The following is an 18171-nucleotide window of genomic DNA, read 5'->3' as shown; positions in this document are numbered from 1 at the left end:
ATCGCCAGGCTTTAAATTTATTTTCACTTTTAAAAAGTGAAGACAAAAGAGGTACTGTTATTTGCTATGCAAATAACAAACGTCATCAGTGCACTAATCTGATGATGAAGATTTACGGAGAGATGGCTGAGTGGTCGAAAGCACCGGTCTTGAAAACCGGCAAGGGTTTGTAGCCCTTCTAGGGTTCAAATCCCTATCTCTCCGCCACATTAGAAAGCCCAAGTCGAAAGACTTGGGCTTTTTCTATTTCAGTGTTCCAAATATGTCGCTTACTGACATTATTGAAAAATCCAAACATCTCAATCCATACTCCGTACTGATTGCAGTGGTTGATTACCAACCACACGCTCTTGCAAGTAGCGAAATACGAGCGGGTGTATCTGAATATTTATTAAAACCTTAGCAGCCGACATAACTTGATGAGCTATTTTCGACGATTCGTAGCCCTTCTCCAGACATCATTAGCCAGCCAATGATCCCTTGATGAGATCACACTTGAACTGAAAACTTTGATTGGAGAAGTAAGTCATGGCTAATGAGTCGATACATCTGCACGTGTGAGGAAACAGATGCATGACCAACTGCAACACCTTCAATCTCTACAACGTCAGAAGTTGTCAATGACTTAGGCTGAACATCGTCGAATTCAGAAGTACGTATTAGAACAAAATATTAAGGTGGAATCTTTTTGATAGTGGGTTGGAGAAGCGTCGTAAGGCAGTCATGAAAAAATCAGGCGTTGAATGATGAGATGGGTGCGCAGCGCAATGTACTCAAGCGAACCCATCTAGCAAGATAACTCTATTCACAATTTACAACATTCGCTTGCTTATCCGAGTAGGAACTCACTAGCACGATTAGATTTTAATCTAGGCGTTTTTTATAGAGTTAGTGTATAGAGAATGTTCGGGTGAGAGTATGCCGCGAGAGTAGAAAACAGGGTTATACAGCCTATGAACCGGTCTGAGACTAATGGGCTGCAGTAGGAGATGAAGAGTTGTTATTCTAGTGAGTAAAGCTTCGGATCGTTGTCTTGTGTCAGCTGAGTTAAGATGCTTTGCTGCATGTCCAACAAGCTGTTATTGCGTTCGTTTTGGGCCTTACACAGCTCTATCAAACGGTGTAAGTCGTTCCAATCTGACTCCAATGGACGAGCTAGCTTATTCGGTAAAGCCGCAACCAGTTTCGCCACGCCACTCGAATCCGCCGAAACGCCGATTTGAATCAGCAGCTGTAAACGATTCTTGGCTCGAGCCTCTAGGTACCCAAGGAAGCTTTTATGGTTACCTGAGATCTGGGAGAGCTTTTCTGTTTCACGCTTAGTCAATAGCTTGTGCTGAATGGTCATCAATTCAAGTAGACTTCGATAATCGTTCAAATCGGCCTTGAGCTCGACAATAAATTGGTTAATCGCGGTCGAACGTTCGATGTTGATTCTAGTCACACTCATAGTCGATGTTCTCAGTCGCGTTGGTAGGTAGATTTAATCGCACTGGCGAGTTCATCCAGATCGATAGAATAATAACCCTGAGTCAGCTGCGCGCGGATTTCATTAACGCGAGCAAGGTCAACTTCTGGAAGCTGATGCAGCTCTTGTTGTAGTGACTCTAGAGAGCACGCTTTCTGTTCAAGCGTGATTTCATTGATTTGTGCATTACTCTGCTTTTGATCTCTTACCCTGCTGTCAGTTTGAGTGACAGGCTTTATCGTTTGGTTGAAAACCGTAGGGTTGTTACCGTTGTTGTCAATATTAACCATCGTACACCTCTTTAAATTTTAAGGCTGATACCTTTCTAAACGACCACTATTCACATCGCCTTAAAATAAAGTCTGCACTTTTTCACACTTTATGATCACTGCGCGAATGGCTTTTCTGATCTGGTGTATCTGACTAGAATCTGTTCTTCGTAATATTCATTTTCAAGTGCCGCACCTGATATAAATGCAGAGAACGAGTCGCCAATGGATTCGATCACTAGCCTATCTCCTGTTTATATAGGGGTTACTCGCGCGATGTGGGTGAAAGTCGCAGTCCAATTACGCCATCGGGATTTGAGATAAAATCGTGGTTAACCAGTAACCAGTAACCAGTACCAAGTTGTCATGTCGAGTCTGAGGTCGTCACTTTCCCCTTTTACCAATCAGGCTGCAGTGATGATTTCTACTGAATCAACAATCCGGAATCAAGCTCACACTGAGCCAACAATGGTTGAGGGTGAATTTAAGAAGGACACCCCTGTGGTCGCTTTGTTTATGCAACAGGGAGAGTAAGGTCTAAGCGCTACTCGCGCATTTAGCCAAACCTTTATTGAGTGTCAATCCTAAGGAGTCTTCAGTATGAGCTTGATGAAAATAGGCTTTTCGGGTGTACAAGTGAGTGAAATCGAGATGAACGTTATGTCTCAAAACGTCAATAATATCAACACAGTAGGTTACAGCCGTCATCAAGCGGTGTTCGGTGTGGACATGAACACCGCGGGCAATGGTGTGAAGGTGACTAGCCTTCATCGCATCGCTGATGAGTACCGAATCAATCAGTTGTATCGTGCTAGCTCGATGTTGGGTCAAACATTAACGTCGTACCGACAGCTTCAACGTTTAGAGACATTGCTTTCCGCAGATTCCATGAATCTAGACCAAGGCTTTAATAAATTCTTCTCATCACTTATTAGTGGCGACAGTGCGTCTCCGGGGAGCTTGGTGAATCGCCTGCAGATGATCAGTGAAGCGGAAGCGCTGGCTAATCGTATGAATCAGCTTAGCAGTTCGGTTGACGGTCAGTTCTCTGATTTGAATCAACAACGTATGACCACAGTGGCTCACTGCAATAGCTTGCTAGACAACATCAGCAAGCTCAATGAAAAGATTCGTAAGGGTGAAGTGAGTGGCGAGAACACGGCTTCACTTCGCGATGTATTGATTAATGAGCTCTCGAAAGTGGTCGAAGTACGCATCACCGACCTAGGCGATGGCACACTAGAACTTGCGTTGCCAAATGGAGAGCCCCTCATCAATGGCAATCAAACCGAACAGTTTGTTGTATTAGCCGATCTAAATTATCCACAGAACCAGATATTGTTACTGAGTTTTAACGGTCAAAACTTTCGTGTCAACTCTCAGATTGGCGGTAGGCTGGGTGCGTACGAGCGAGACGTTTTGGTCCCCTTTCAAGAAAGTATTAATGACATCGTTTTAGAATTTGCAACGGCTTTTAATGACCAACTTGGACAAGGTTTCGATCAGAATGGTATTGCCGGTAAACCGTTGTTTGTCTTTGACCCTGCTAATCCTGCAGCCTCTATGTCCATTGACCCTGATTTTAAACCGGAAGCTCTCGCTTTGTCTGGTGACGGTGCACTCGGTGATAACGGAAATTTGCTCAAATTTGATATTGCCCACTTAGGTTTACAGACATTTGGCGGGACTTATACCTCAATGCTGGGTGATATTGCGATGGAAACTCGTCAGGCCGAATCAGATCATGCCGCTGCGAGCGACATTTATGTTCAAGCGACCATAGAGAAATTGGGTACCAGTGGCGTCAACCTTGATGAAGAAGCGGTGAGTCTGATGAAATATCAGGAGGCGCATCAAGTCAATTTACAAGTGATCAATACTGCCAACAAAACCTTTGCTGCGGTCATGCAACTGTTTTAATTAAGGATTTATCAGGTGAGTAAGTACTAATTAATACAGCTAAATGATGTCGTCGAGCTTGAATAACAACTCGAAAGGGATCAACAAATTAATGCGCAGATGGCGACAGGTAAGCGAATCTAAATGTCATCTGCTGATCCAATGGCCTCACAATTTGTGTTATGAGTCTTGGTTGTCAGCAAGCGTCATTAAGCCAATCTCAAAACAATACTTGCCCCATCGGATAGTCTACTTAAAAACCAAGAAACCTACCTAACGTAATGGAAATGGAACCGGTGTGTTACATCACGCTACGTGACTTGATGTTGTGGGCAGAGAACGACAGTAATGGCCCTGATGAGCGCGGCAAGTAACTGTTTACAGGTAACGATGTGAATACTAAGGCATCGGAAAAAGATGCATATGAACATGGCAAGAACACGGATGGAAAATGGCTTCATGTACAAGATTGATGATGTGCAGTTCACCAAGTTGGTTCTTCAATAATTATGGAAATGAGATTATGTTAGAAGTTCAAGAAAGCTCGCAGCACGACGACTATTTAGAAGATCAGTCAGCCTCCTCTATTATTGATGAAGGGGCAATGCTGCGTCAGCACCTTAAATTGGTAAAGCGGATTGTTAATCAGTTGCGTCCTCATGCTTCGGCCACGGTTGGGCTTGACGATATGGAACAGCTAGGGCTGCTGGGTTTACTTGAAGCAGCTCGAAGTTATGGTGAGATGGATGACAACTTCCCTTATTTCGCTTCAAGACGCGTTCGCGGGGCAATTTTAGATGAACTTCGACGTCGTGATTGGCGGCCAAGGCAGCTTAGACAGCAAGTTCATGACCTCACCGATAATATTAAATTGTTAACCAAGAAATTGTCGCGTCAGCCCACTGAGCAAGAGATCTTATATGAGCTCAACCTAACGTCTAATGAATACCATCGCTTGCTGTATGTCAGTCAAGCCGAAGAACTGCAGAGTCTTGAGCAGCTATTTGAACAAGGTGGTGAGCCGTATCACTCAGAACCTAATGATGGCTCCGTTCAAAGTGTCATTGATCAAAATTTACTGAAATACGCCTTAGGTCGATTACCTGAACGTGAACAGCTTATTTTGAGTTTGTACTACTTAAAAGAGTTGAGTTTGAAAGAGATAGCAATGGTGGTTGGTTTAACCGAAGCCAGAATTTGCCAGTTGCATAAAACAAGCATTAATTCATCTTCAGACGATGATTAAGCATTAATTTTAAAGGAGCAATCATGCAGTGTGATACCAAGCAACCCTAAAAATATGGGAAATAGCTTGGCCATCAATGTTTTGCTCAATGGCGTGATGCCAACAATGGTTGGTGTTGGGTATAAATAGCAGTAAGAAACCACCATTTCTCAAACGTACAGCTAGTCGAAAATGTGGAATCCAAAAATGCAGAGACAATTAAAAAGCCTCTCTTCTAATGACTAGAAGAGAGGCTTTTTACGCTTTTAACGTCGGCTGATAAAAACTATCGATTGCTGACTTTGTCTCTCAGCGTTTGTTTATCTTGATCTGATAGGAACGCCAGTTCTAGGCCATTAAGTTGCGCCTGTTTAATTTGTGCTTGGCTAAGACCTGCTTGTGGGGCAGCAACTTCGTACTCGTATGGTAGCTCGATGCCTTCAACCGCAGGGTCATCAGTATTCAGACACGCTAAGACACCGTGATCTAAAAACTGTTTAATAGGGTGGTTTTCTAGCGACTCAACCGTACTGGTTTGGAAGTTAGAGGTTAGACAAGACTCGATGCCGATGCGATTCTCTGCAAGGTAGTCCATTAACTTAGGGTCGTGAATCGCCTTCACACCGTGACCGATACGCGTAGCTCCCAAATCTTGGATAGCTTGCCACATGCTTTCTGCGCCAGCGGCTTCCCCTGCGTGAACGGTCACATTCAAACCAGCGTCTCGCACTTGTTTAAAGTGAGTAACAAAGCGGTCACCAGGTTGCCCCAGTTCATCACCGGCCAAATCAACCGCTACAATGTGGTCTTTTTGAGTAAGAATAGCGTCCAGCTCTTGCTGACAAGCATCAGTACCAAAGGTGCGGCTCATGATACCAATCAGGTTTGCTTGCACACCGAAGTCTCGCACACCGGCTTTCACGCCATCAACAACCGCTTCTACCACTCCTGCAACAGGGAGTTTGTGTTTCATTGCCATGTAGTAAGGTGAGAAACGCAGCTCAGCGTAGTCGATCTGTGCGTTAAGAACGTCTTCAACGTTTTCGTAAGCAACGCGACGACATGCGTCAAGATCCCCAAGAACCGCGACGCCCCAATCAAGCTTTGAAAGGAAAGCGACTAATGATGGCTCGGCTTCAACAATTTGAACATGGGGAGTTAAGCCCTTCACATCGTATGCGGGTAGTGAAATACCAAACTTTTGTCCAAGATCCAAAATGGTTTGCGTGCGGATGTTACCGTCAAGGTGACGATGCAGATCAGTTAAAGGGATGTTTTTAGAAATCATTGTCGTCATTCCATTTAATTAAGGTGGCGGCCATTGTGTCAACAAATAGTAAGTATAAAAACCATTCACGGTACTGTCAGTAGTGAAAGTGCTCAAAAATCATTAATTAAGCCGAATGTGGTTTGATGTTAACTAAATGTGTTGGCCAATCTTCGTATGGAACTGGGCGGCTGTAAAGGAAGCCTTGTCCATGAGGGCAGTGCAGAGTGTTCAGCATTTGAACCTGTTCAATGGTCTCAATACCTTCCGCAACAATGTCGACTTTCATACCTTTGGTCATATTGATGATGGCGGAAACGATTGAACTATCCAGTGTGTCTTGCTCCATTTGATCGACAAAGGTTCTATCGATTTTAATGCAGTCAAATGGAAGCTCATGCAAGTAGGCGAGTGAGCTATAGCCGGTACCGAAATCATCGATAGCGATGCTGCAGCCAAGGTCTTGGATTGCTTGCATGTTGTCGAGCACAATTTTATCACTGCTCACGATATGTGATTCGGTGATCTCTAACGTCAATTTATCCGTCTGAATACCGGATTCGTTGATGATGTCCGTTAAGCTGTTAATAAACTCAGGGTGCGAGAGTTGGTGTGGTGACACGTTGACATGAATATGGAATTCTTTGCCCCACTTCCCTTCTTCCTCTCCTTTCTTAACCGCCATACAGGCTTGTCGTAGGATTTGTTCCCCTATTTCTCCAATGAACCCATATTCTTCAGCAATAGGGATGAAATCGAGAGCTGAAATGAGCCCTTCTTGTGGTGAAATCCAGCGAGCAAGCGCCTCTGCGCCAATAACATCGCCACTATTGAGGTCAATAATCGGTTGATAGAATGCGACAAATTCATTGTTCTCAATGGCCGTTTGAATCTTGGCCATCATAGCGGTTCGGTTTCTAGAAATGTCCGCCATTTCAGGAAGATAAAAGCTGATGTTGGAAATTTCATGCTTAGCATTACTCAATGCAATACTGCCGTTACGTAGCCATTTCCCCATCGAAATCTGCTGCGCGCTATCTGAAACGATACCAATTGAAGCCGTGATAATGATGCTCTGATCGCCCATAACAAAGGGTGAAACGAACAGCTGGTGAATGCGATTAGCGTACAACTTGAGCTCATCTTGGCTGAGTTTATTTGGCAGATAGATAGCAAACTCATCCCCGCCAATACGCGCAATATAGGCATCGCTGTTAAAGAGGTGCTTGATACGGTTGGCGATTTCTTTAAGTAAACTGTCGGCTTGGTTGTGCCCGAGGCTGTCGTTCATGTTTCTAAATTGATTGATTCCCACCATCAGTAAGCTGCCGTTAAGGATGGGCATTTTATCGCCTTTTTCAATCAGCCCTTCTCGGCTATAAAGCTTGGTGAGCGAGTCGTAGAGCAGCTGTGTTCGAAGCGCATTAAAAGAGGCTTTAAGGTTGTTGGTCATTTCGTTGAAGGCATTGACCAGTAAGCTAATTTCGTAGATGTGCCCTGACTTAGGCATTTTGCTGTTCCAATTGCCTACGGCTAAATCTTGCGCCGCCTGAGCGGTGGCTGTGATAGGTCGAGTCACACGATTAAAGGCGAGTAAACCAAGGGCGATACCAAGGATGCTGACCACAATACCGACACTCCAACTCAAACGTTGATTGTTTGGAAGGGCACCGAGCAAGTCAGGCTCTGAAATGGACACCCCCACATACCACTCTAGGCCGTACTGGTCTGTATACGGGGTGACCTGGCTAAAGAAACGTTCTCCTGAGACGAAGGTGTCAAACTTATACAAACGAGACTGAGTCGGGAATGCGAGCGGGCGAATGTATTCAGCCATTGACTGAATAATTGGGTTGGCACTCTCTATGGCCAGTAAACGCTCGCCTTTCTCTGTAATGGATGTTCCCCAAGAGATCACACTTTTACGGCTGGAGTGCGTGACTAGCTGCTGCTCGTTATCAAAGATATAGATCGTCGCGTTGGTGCGTTGTTTGAGCTCTTCAAGAAATTCATTAAAGGTATTGAGCTTTATGTCGGTGGCGATGACGCCGATAAATTGCTTGTTTTCAAACACGGGAGCGAGTGCTGAAATCGTGATGGCTTGTCGCTCATCGGCATCGGTGTAGATTGGTGACCAAATCGGTTTCAGGCTGCTAGACACAGGGGTGTACCAAGGGCGCACTGTGGGATCGTATTTGTCAATCACCGCACGTGTTTGTTCATTGATTTTATCGCCTTGATAGATGATCAGTTTGTTGTCAGAGCGTTGGTCTTGAAGCATTAAAGTGTAGTTGTTATCTGTTTCTCTTCGATAACCCACATACTCCTTATTTTCACTACCGAAGCCAATCACTCCAAGATGAGATATTGGATTATAGAGGGCGTTAAAACTACTGAAGAGATATTGCTCAATAGACTCTAAATTGCCTTCTTTATATAGGTGGTGATGACCAATGTTGTGGCTAATGGATAAACTGGCTTGAAAGGGCTCGTCTAAGTAATGCTCGAGCTTTTGAACGACGTTAGTGGTCAGTGATGTTAGGTGGGTATCACTGACTTCACTGACCATCTCTTCATAGCTGTATTTTTGTATCGCGATGATGCTGCTCATCGTGATTAAGAAGATTAATATAAAGGGTACGACAACCGCTGATCTTAACGTTATTTGAGTCATTTACATCCATGAATAGTCTCGTATGCGCAAGCAGAACGGTGCTTGTATCTGGGGTAGCCCTTAATGAGAAAAGCAATCCCAAGTTGAGTTGCGGCCTTACATGACAGCAACTCAACAACGCATTCAATGTCCAATATTCAATTAGTATAGCTCTTTTAGTTTTCGCGTCAGTGTATTTCTTCCCCAACCTAAGACTTTAGCCGCATCTTGCTTGTGGCCATTGGTATGATTTAGGGCGGCTTCTAGCAAGATGCGTTCAAATTCAGGCTGTGCAAAGGTCAGCAGTTCGGTTTCTCCTGAAGAAAGGGCTCTCTTTGCCCAATAAGCCAGAAGTGCTTGCCAATTTTCCCCTTCACTCATTGCAGTGGTGGGTTTTTCATCGAGAAGTTCTGCAGGTAAATCAGAGGGTAAGATCTCGTTTCCACTTGCCATGACAGTTAGCCAGCGGCAGATGTTTTCTAACTGGCGGACGTTTCCTGGCCATTCCAGATTATTAAGCACTTCTACGGTTTCAGTGCTCAATGTCTTTATGTCGACTTTCAGCTCTTCCGCAGCCAAGCCTAAGAAATGCAAAGTCAGCTTTTCGATGTCTTGCTTGCGTTCTCTTAGTGCTGGTATTTGTATACGAATGACATTTAACCGGTGGAACAAATCCTCTCGGAAGTCACCTTGATTGACTAAGTTTTCTAGATTCTGGTGCGTCGCGGCGACAATTCGAACATCCACTTGAATGGCTGAATGTCCACCGACCCGATAAAACTGACCATCGGATAGTACACGTAGCAGTCGAGTTTGAATGTCGAGAGGCATGTCACCGATTTCATCAAGAAATAGTGTGCCACCGTTGGCCTGCTCAAACCGTCCTTGCCTGACACTGTTGGCTCCGGTAAATGCGCCCTTTTCATGGCCAAACAGTTCAGACTCAATCAAGTCTTTTGGAATGGCCGCCATGTTCAGGGCAATGAATGGTTTTTTAGCGCGTGGGCTATGGCGATGAAGTGCATGAGCCACTAATTCTTTACCGGTTCCGGATTCACCATTGATTAAAACGGAGATTGAAGAACGCGACAGTCGACCAATCGCCCGGAAAACCTCTTGCATTGCCGGGGCTTCACCGATGATTTCCGGGGTTTCATCGACGCTTGGGTCTTCGGTTATTTGTGCTTTACGCTGTTCTTGGTTATGTGTGATTGCGCGTTCAACAAGCGTGAGGGTTTCATCGACATCAAAGGGTTTCGGCAGGTACTCAAATGCTCCTTTCTGGTAGGCATTCACGGCGGCATCGAGGTCCGAGTGTGCGGTCATAATGATGACTGGTAACTCAGGGGAGCGAGCATGGATCTGCTCTAGCAATTGAATGCCGTCGATGCCTGGCATACGAATATCAGAGACTAAGACATCGGGTGTTTCTCGCTCTAAGGCGAGTAGCACACTCTCAGCGTCTGCAAACGTTTCGCATTTAATATTGGCAGAGGAGAGTGTCTTCTCCATAACCCAGCGAATGGAGCTATCGTCATCGACAACCCAAACGTATCCTTTACTCATAGTGCTCATTCCTTACGGCAACAGCGTTGCGGCGATAATATTGCTAGCGATAATTTTAAAGTGGTAAATAAATGGTAAATGTTGTTTTACCTGGCCAGCTTTCAACGTCGATTTTGCCGTTGTGCTGATCGATTAAGTTTTGTGAAATAGAAAGCCCTAGCCCTGTACCACCCTCACGGCCTGTGATCATTGGGTAAAACAAGGTGTCGAGTAACTCAGCAGAGATACCAGGGCCGTTATCTATGATCTCTATTCGTGCACTGAGTTTGTGCCTTTGGCCATGGATGTTGGCTTGATGCACCGTTCTGGTGCGAATAGTGATGGTCGGTTGTTCATGTTGGTGCTCAGTCAGGATTTGAGCGGCATTACTGATGATATTAAGCAGCGCTTGTTCTATTTGATCGGCATCGACCAAGATGTCGGGCAGGCTAGGATCATAGTCTCGTTCTATGGCAATCGTATGCTGTGATTCAAGTTCCACCAGTTGACGAGCTTTCTCAATAATAGAGTGAAGGTTTTCAGCTTGTTTTTTACCTGGCTTTTGAGGCCCTAGCAGTCGGTCGACTAATGCGCGCAGTCGGTCTGCTTGTTCGATAATGATTTGTGTGTATTCGGTTAAGCTAGGCTCGGGAAGCATTCGTTCTAGCAATTGTGCCGCACCGCGCAACCCACCGAGAGGGTTCTTGATTTCATGTGCTAGACCTCGAACCAGTAACTTAGCAGCTTGCTGTTGCGCATGTTGGTTGAGTTCTTGAGATAAGCGGCGCTGTTGGCCAATTTTTCTCATCTCAACCAACAACATCAGTTCTTTGTTCCAAGATAAAGGGCTGACTGTCACCTCAAGCATCAGTGGCTTTCCATCCACCACAAAGGTCACGTCACTGTCGGTGATGCTCTGGCCACTTTGTAGCGGTTGGGAGAGCAACGCCAAGTCCATGGATGCGTGTTGGATAAGATTTGATAGCGGTTGATCGATGATGCGCTTAGCGCTTTGAGTAAACAATTGCTCTGCAGAAGGGTTAGCGTATCTCACCATAAGAGATTCATCTAACATTAATGTCGCGGTGACAACATTGTTAAGTATCGCATTGCTCAATTCTGCGCTCACAGCTTCATCCTTATATATCCTGAAAAACTCATCGCACCAATATGGTGCAGTATGATTTCAGTATGGCGCATAGTCGCTGTTAGAGAAAGTAGAATGAGGGCTAAGTCATCGGTTTCATGCCCGTTTTACGTTACTTAATCGAAGATCGATGTAAATGCACCGTTATAGTACTGGATGATGCAATAAGCTTGCCGTCTCTAAAGGCTTGAATTGAAAAAGTATGTGTCCCTCTATCTATATCTTTTAACTGCCATTTACCCGTGTTATTTGGCGCGTCGTAAGGAGAGTCATCTAGAATGAGCTGAAGTTGTTCACCGACTTTAAGTTTACGATTTTTCTGCGCGGTGATATTAATTCGTCCCTGATTGCTGCGAATGGTTTGTTCATTTTGTGGAGACTCAAACGCCAACGAAAGCGGTTCTGATTGCTTTGGTTGATCGGGTTGCTTTTGTGAGCTTTCTGGCTTGGCTTGCTGAGCGGTGGTTGGCAGATCTTCGAATGTGGGCGGTGGTGTGGTCGACTCTAATGTCGGTAGAGTTAAGGCTTTAGCAGCATTGGTTTCGGGGAAATCACTAAAATGAATGACACCTTGTTCATCTTCCCATGTGTAGACGGTTTGAGCTGTCGCAAGCCATGGGGCGAGTAGGGTTAGAACAAAAATAGAGTAGAGCTTAGTCACTTCAAATTCCTTCTTAATAATCAACTTGTTGAGTATTTTAAAGGCACGATAAAAGAGGCTATATACAAAAAAGGCTCACCTGCGAGGTGAGCCTAATAAAATACTAACTTCAATGACACAAATTACATTGTGAGTTGAGGTTATACAGAGTAGTAAAGTTCAAACTCAAGTGGGTGAGTTGTCATGTTTACGCGCTCTACGTCTTGAGACTTAAGAGCAATGTATGAATCGATGAAGTCATCAGAGTATACGCCGCCTGCTGTTAAGAACTCGCGATCTTCATCAAGTGCTTTCAGTGCCACTTCTAGAGATTCTGCAACCGTTGGGATTTCTGCTGCTTCTTCTGCTGGTAGGTCGTATAGATCTTTGTCCATCGCTTCGCCAGGGTGGATCTTGTTCTTAATTCCGTCAAGACCAGCCATTAGCATTGCTGAGTAACATAGGTATGGGTTCGCCGCTGGGTCACCAAAACGTAGCTCGATACGACGTGCTTTAGGGCTTGGTACCACTGGGATACGGATAGAAGCCGAACGGTTACGTGCAGAGTATGCAAGCATTACTGGCGCTTCGAAGCCTGGTACAAGACGCTTGTACGAGTTTGTTGATGGGTTAGCAAACGCGTTGATTGCACGAGCGTGCTTAATCACACCACCGATGTAGTAGATAGCCATTTCAGATAGGCCGCCGTACTTATCACCAGCGAATAGGTTAACACCATCTTTCGCTAGAGATTGGTGAACGTGCATACCAGAACCGTTATCACCAACAAGTGGCTTAGGCATGAATGTCGCTGTCTTACCAAATGCGTGAGCAACGTTGTGTACAACGTACTTGTAGATTTGAGTTTCATCCGCTTTTGTTGTTAGTGTGTTGAAGCGAGTTGCGATTTCGTTTTGACCCGCAGTTGCCACTTCATGGTGGTGAGCTTCAACAACAAGACCCATTTCTTCCATGATTAGACACATAGCAGAACGAATATCTTGAGATGAATCAACAGGAGCTACTGGGAAGTAACCACCTTTAACGCCTGGACGGTGACCTTTGTTACCGCCTTCAATTTCAGAACCTGTGTTCCAAGCTGCTTCGATATCGTCAATCTTAAAGAAAGAACCTGACATATCAGTGTTGAATTTAACGTCGTCAAATAGGAAGAATTCTGGTTCAGGACCGATTAGAACGGTGTCTGCGATACCAGTTGAACGCATGTACTCTTCAGAGCGCTTAGCGATTGAACGTGGGTCACGGTCGTAGCCTTGCATTGTTGCAGGCTCTAAAATATCACAACGGATATTTAGCGTTGAATCTTCTGTGAACGGGTCAAGAACAGCGGATGATGCGTCTGGCATCATGACCATGTCTGATTCGTTGATGCCTTTCCAGCCAGCAACTGAAGAACCATCGAACATCTTACCTTCTTCGAAGAAGTCTGCGTCAACTTGGTGAGATGGTAGAGAGATATGCTGCTCTTTACCTTTTGTATCGGTAAAACGTAGGTCAACAAACTTAACTTCGTTTTCTTGGATCAGCGATAGAACGTTTTCTACTGACATCTTGGATAACCTCCAGTGTAATTAAAGCGGTAATGGCTCGATTATGTGCTTAACTTATATAAGCATGAAATCCAGCATTGATTAATTTCATTTCAATCGTATTAATCGATGCTGATATCCATATAGCTATTATCGTGCCAAAAAAATTAATCCATTAATTTCAATGCATTATGTAAATACTGTTGTGGTTTATCATACCTTTTGCACCAATATGATCCGTGATTGCACTTAAATGGTGCGATTTAGTTGTTGGTGCACCAATATGAATCAAACAGCAGTCGTTATTCAGCCAATATTTGCTTGAGATGTCAATCCTAATCCCCTGTACCTGATTTGAATTTGTTCCAAATCAACTCATCACCTAACATTACAAAAGAGGAATTCGCTGTGATAGATCACATATTTCTGGGATTTTCCCCAGAATCTGGTACATTACGGACGTTTTTTTAATCAAATAAAGCAATGCTCATTAAATATACGATTTAAGAGGGTTGTTTCTTTTATAAGTGAATCAGAATCCATGGCTACTCCACAGATTGATAAGTTAAGAAATATCGCGATCATCGCGCACGTTGACCACGGCAAAACTACGCTGGTTGATAAATTGCTACAGCAGTCGGGTACGCTTGAGTCTCGCGGTGAAGCTGAAGAGCGAGTCATGGACTCGAACGACATCGAAAAAGAGCGTGGCATTACCATTCTTGCTAAGAACACAGCGATTAACTGGAATGACTACCGTATCAACATTGTAGATACTCCTGGACACGCGGACTTCGGTGGTGAAGTTGAGCGTATCATGTCTATGGTAGATTCAGTGCTACTGATCGTTGACGCCGTTGATGGCCCAATGCCTCAAACTCGCTTCGTAACGCAAAAAGCGTTCGCACACGGCCTTAAGCCAATCGTTGTTATCAACAAGATTGACCGCCCTGGCGCTCGTCCTGACTGGGTTATGGACCAAATCTTTGACCTGTTTGACAACCTAGGCGCGACTGATGAGCAACTAGACTTCACGACGGTTTACGCTTCAGCGCTTAACGGTTGGGCAACAATGGAAGAAGGTGTTGTTGGCGAAGACATGGAACCACTATTCCAAGCGGTTGTTGATACAGTAGAAGCACCGCAAGTTGATCTTGATGGCCCACTTCAAATGCAAGTTTCTCAGCTTGATTACAGCTCTTACGTTGGTGTTATCGGTGTATGTCGTGTCACTCGCGGTAGCATTAAGCCAAACCAGCAAGTAACCATTGTTAACGCTGAAGGCAAGAAACGTAACGGTAAAGTCGGTACGGTTCTTGGCTACCTAGGTCTTGAACGTCACGAAGTTGAGCAAGCAAATGCCGGCGACATCATTGCCATTACAGGTCTTGGTGAGCTGAAAATCTCAGACACTATCTGTGATGTCAATAATGTAGAAGCAATGGAACCACTGTCTGTTGATGAACCAACGGTAACAATGACTTTCCAAGTCAACACTTCTCCGTTCGCGGGTAAAGAAGGTAAGTTCGTCACGTCACGTAACATCCTTGAGCGTCTTGAAAAAGAATTGGTTCATAACGTTGCGCTACGTGTTGAAGAAACTGACAGTCCAGACCGTTTCCGCGTATCAGGTCGTGGTGAGCTTCACCTATCTATCCTTATCGAAAACATGCGTCGTGAAGGTTTCGAGCTAGCAGTATCTCGTCCAGAAGTCATCATCAAAGAAGAAGATGGTCAGCTATTGGAACCGTTTGAAACGGTAACTATCGATGTTGTTGAAGAGCATCAAGGTGCGATCATGGAAAGCATCGGTTTACGTAAAGGTGAGCTAACTGATATGGCTCCAGATGGTAAAGGCCGTGTTCGTATGGACTTTATGATGCCTTCACGTGGTCTTATCGGTTTCCAAACTGAATTCCTTACAATGACGTCTGGTTCTGGTCTTATTTACCACTCATACGATCATTACGGTCCACACAAAGGTGGCGTAATTGGTCAGCGTAATAACGGCGTTCTAGTTTCAAATGGCACGGGTAAAGCTCTGACTTACGCATTATTCTTCCTTCAGGCTCGTGGTCGTCTATTTGCTGAGCACGCGGATGAAGTATATGAAGGTCAAGTCATCGGTATTCATAACCGTTCAAACGACCTGACAGTAAACTGTCTGAAAGGTAAACAGCTAACGAACGTTCGTGCATCAGGTACAGATGAAGCACAAGTTCTTTCACCGCCTATTCGTCACACACTTGAGCAAGCGCTTGAGTTTATCGACGAAGATGAGCTAGTAGAAGTAACACCTGAAAACGTACGTATCCGTAAGAAACTTCTTACTGAAAACGAGCGTAAGCGTGCAGCGCGTCCAGCTAAAGAATCTTAGCCGGTTAGCTGCCTAGCGCAGTTATAGTGAAGTATTAGAAAGGGCAGGAAGATGACTTCTTGCCCTTTTTGTATCTGGTGAATCTGGAATAGAAGATCGAAATGAAGCCAATTATTATTTCTGGTGGGCCTGGAGCAGGCAAAACGACGCTGATTAACGCTTTGTCTCAACGTGGATACCTCACTTTTTCTGAAAGCTCTCGTCAATTGATAGAGGAACAGAGCCTGCTTAGCGATGGAATATTGCCGTGGACGAATCTCATTGGGTTTGCCAACCTTTGCTTATCCGTGATGGAAGAACAAAAGCAAGCAGCGCATAGGAGTCGGCGGGTTGCATTTATGGACCGCGCTATTCCCGATATCTGCGCTTACCTTAAACAGGGAAAGCTAGAGATCGCAGACAAGTTTGTGGCAGGAAGTGCGGGTTACCATCCACAAGCCTTCCTGTGCAAGCCTGAAGCCTCCATTTACGTGCAAGATGATGTTCGCCCTTATCCGTTTGAAGAGGCGTTAGAAATCCACCAGCAGCTGCAGGATACCTACCTAGAGCTTGGTTTTGAGGTGATTGAAATATCTTGGGGAACGGTTGATCAAAGGGTTGAAGAGCTTTTAGAACACCTAGAAAATAGAGCGGATAGGTAGCAAGTATCAGCACTTAGCTGATAAGCTTAAAATTGATTACGATATCAGGGAGAGAGTCGTTGAAATTGGATGTAAAAACACTCAATGCAGTATCACGAGAGGGAGTGGTCTTTTTCCGTTACCTGCTTGTGCGAATGAAACACGATAGAATTAATGTGAACGCGGGTTATTTGGCGTACATCACTTTGCTATCGATTGTTCCAATGTTAACTGTGCTGCTCTCTGTGCTGTCCTCTTTTGCCTTGTTTTCCAATGCGGGCAATGTGATTCAAGACTTCGTTATCACTCATTTTGTGCCTGCCGCGGGGGACGCGGTAAAAGGCGCATTGGTCGAGTTCATTGCAAACACAGGTAAAATGACCGCTGTGGGTGGTGTTTTCTTGTTTGTTGCTGCCTTTATGCTGATCTCCAATATTGATAAGAACCTCAACTTCATTTGGCGAGTCACTGAAAAGCGGCGCCCGGTGTTTTCCTTTTCTATGTACTGGATGGTCCTCACTCTCGGGCCTATTTTGGTTGGGGCGAGTATTGCCGCAACCTCTTACATCACCTCGCTAAAAATCATTGATAGCTCGGCGATTACCGGTGTTTATAACCTCTTGTTGCGCTGGCTACCGTTTTTATTGTCTTTTTTCGCTTTTATCGTTTTGTATCTTTTGGTGCCAAATAAGAAGGTACTCTTTTCTCATGCCATTATTGGTGCGATTGTCGCAGCAGTGCTGTTTGAGCTGAGTAAGAAAGGCTTTGCTGCGTATATTACCCATTTCCCTTCGTACCAACTTATCTACGGTGCCTTGGCTGCGATTCCAATCTTGTTTGTCTGGGTTTATCTGTGCTGGTTGATTGTTCTTATTGGTGCCGAAGTCACAGCCACAATGGGCGAGCAAGCATTATGGTCAGGCAAACAGGAAGTGTTACAATCGCCAACCCAGTATCATCAAGATGTCCAACACATAGATAAAAAGATAGGAAAAGAGTGTGATTGCCCTGATTCAAAGAGTAAGTGAAGCCTCGGTAAAGGTCGACGGCGAAATCGTTGGTGAAATAGACAAAGGCTTATTGGTATTACTTGGCGTTGAGAAAGACGATGATGAAGCCAAAGCTAAACGCCTCATGGAGCGCGTGACGACTTATCGAGTCTTTGGTGATGAAGACGGCAAGATGAACCTTAACGTGAAGCAGGTCGACGGTCAGGTACTGGTCGTGTCTCAATTCACGTTGCCAGCGGACACGAAAAAGGGAACGCGAGCTGGATTCTCTCGAGGCGCTCACCCTGCTGATGCTGAACGTTTGTATGATTACTTCTCTGATCAATGTGAAGCGGTGTTACCCACAGAGCGCGGCCGGTTTGCCGCGGATATGAAGGTTTCTCTGGTCAATGATGGACCCGTCACGTTTTGGCTTCAGGTTTAAACCGAGTGCTCGAAGGAGCGAGCGAATTGACGTTCACAATAAACGAGTATGTTATGGTAAAACAGCGGTGGTGAAAC

At 44.9% G+C, this 18171-nt stretch carries 14 protein-coding genes and 1 tRNA gene; 7 read left to right on the top strand and 8 right to left on the bottom strand.

Going from position 1 to position 18171, the window contains the following annotated elements:
- Positions 1-116: 116 nt before the first annotated feature.
- Positions 117-207 (top strand) — tRNA-Ser (locus tag BCU12_RS03895).
- A 793-nt stretch (positions 208-1000) separates the two neighbouring features.
- Here BCU12_RS03895 and flgN read toward each other — a convergent pair.
- Positions 1001-1450: a flagellar export chaperone FlgN gene (gene flgN / locus BCU12_RS03890; RefSeq protein WP_102403076.1), complete on the bottom strand. Its 450-nt coding sequence runs from the start codon at positions 1448-1450 to the stop codon at positions 1001-1003.
- A gap of 11 nt (positions 1451-1461) precedes the next feature.
- A complete protein-coding gene (gene flgM / locus BCU12_RS03885) occupies positions 1462-1758 on the bottom strand; it encodes a flagellar biosynthesis anti-sigma factor FlgM (RefSeq protein ID WP_102403075.1) in 297 nt (98 codons plus the stop codon).
- A 579-nt stretch (positions 1759-2337) separates the two neighbouring features.
- Here flgM and flgK point away from each other — a divergent pair.
- Together flgK and BCU12_RS03875 are read left to right on the top strand one after the other, a co-directional pair.
- Positions 2338-3657 (top strand): flagellar hook-associated protein FlgK, encoded by a 1320-nt coding sequence (flgK, locus tag BCU12_RS03880; RefSeq protein ID WP_102403074.1) that lies wholly within the window; start codon positions 2338-2340, stop codon positions 3655-3657.
- Between the two features lie 502 nt (positions 3658-4159).
- Positions 4160-4882 carry a FliA/WhiG family RNA polymerase sigma factor gene (locus tag BCU12_RS03875; protein WP_102403073.1) on the top strand — a complete coding sequence of 241 codons (723 nt, stop codon included), beginning with the start codon at positions 4160-4162 and terminating at the stop codon, positions 4880-4882.
- Between the two features lie 265 nt (positions 4883-5147).
- On the opposite strand, the gene add is transcribed toward BCU12_RS03875, so the two are convergent.
- The 6 genes from add to glnA form a co-directional block, all read right to left on the bottom strand.
- Complete coding sequence (add, locus tag BCU12_RS03870) at positions 5148-6149, bottom strand: adenosine deaminase (protein ID WP_102403072.1); 1002 nt, start codon at positions 6147-6149, stop codon at positions 5148-5150.
- A gap of 106 nt (positions 6150-6255) precedes the next feature.
- Positions 6256-8802 carry an EAL domain-containing protein gene (locus BCU12_RS03865; RefSeq protein ID WP_102403071.1) on the bottom strand — a complete coding sequence of 849 codons (2547 nt, stop codon included), beginning with the start codon at positions 8800-8802 and terminating at the stop codon, positions 6256-6258.
- 141 nt (positions 8803-8943) lie between these two features.
- On the bottom strand, positions 8944-10347 hold the full coding sequence (glnG, locus tag BCU12_RS03860; protein WP_102403070.1) for a nitrogen regulation protein NR(I): 1404 nt from the start codon (positions 10345-10347) through the stop codon (positions 8944-8946).
- Positions 10348-10402: 55 nt separating this feature from the next.
- Complete coding sequence (glnL, locus tag BCU12_RS03855; protein ID WP_102403069.1) at positions 10403-11455, bottom strand: nitrogen regulation protein NR(II); 1053 nt, start codon at positions 11453-11455, stop codon at positions 10403-10405.
- A 130-nt stretch (positions 11456-11585) separates the two neighbouring features.
- Positions 11586-12134, bottom strand: coding sequence for a DUF4124 domain-containing protein (locus BCU12_RS03850; protein ID WP_102403068.1), 549 nt, complete (start codon positions 12132-12134; stop codon positions 11586-11588).
- A 140-nt stretch (positions 12135-12274) separates the two neighbouring features.
- The gene (gene glnA / locus BCU12_RS03845; RefSeq protein WP_102403067.1) at positions 12275-13684 is read right to left on the bottom strand and encodes a glutamate--ammonia ligase; all 1410 of its coding nucleotides are present in this window, start codon (positions 13682-13684) and stop codon (positions 12275-12277) included.
- 520 nt (positions 13685-14204) lie between these two features.
- Between glnA and typA the strand changes: the two genes are divergently transcribed.
- The 4 genes from typA to dtd all read left to right on the top strand — a co-directional run bounded on the left by typA (position 14205) and on the right by dtd (position 18094).
- On the top strand, positions 14205-16040 hold the full coding sequence (typA, locus tag BCU12_RS03840) for a translational GTPase TypA (protein ID WP_102403066.1): 1836 nt from the start codon (positions 14205-14207) through the stop codon (positions 16038-16040).
- Positions 16041-16141: 101 nt separating this feature from the next.
- On the top strand, positions 16142-16681 hold the full coding sequence (locus BCU12_RS03835) for an AAA family ATPase (protein ID WP_102403065.1): 540 nt from the start codon (positions 16142-16144) through the stop codon (positions 16679-16681).
- A 59-nt stretch (positions 16682-16740) separates the two neighbouring features.
- Positions 16741-17688, top strand: coding sequence for a virulence factor BrkB family protein (locus BCU12_RS03830; RefSeq protein ID WP_198599241.1), 948 nt, complete (start codon positions 16741-16743; stop codon positions 17686-17688).
- A complete protein-coding gene (gene dtd, locus BCU12_RS03825) occupies positions 17660-18094 on the top strand; it encodes a D-aminoacyl-tRNA deacylase (RefSeq protein ID WP_102403064.1) in 435 nt (144 codons plus the stop codon). The genes BCU12_RS03830 and dtd overlap by 29 nt, the downstream gene beginning before the upstream one ends.
- Positions 18095-18171: the final 77 nt, after the last annotated feature.

This window comes from Vibrio sp. 10N.261.55.A7 (assembly GCF_002877365.1).
In the GTDB taxonomy this organism is placed as follows: Bacteria; Pseudomonadota; Gammaproteobacteria; order Enterobacterales; family Vibrionaceae; genus Vibrio.
Note: the sequence above shows the minus strand (reverse complement) of the source record. Positions and strands in the feature narration are given on the sequence as shown.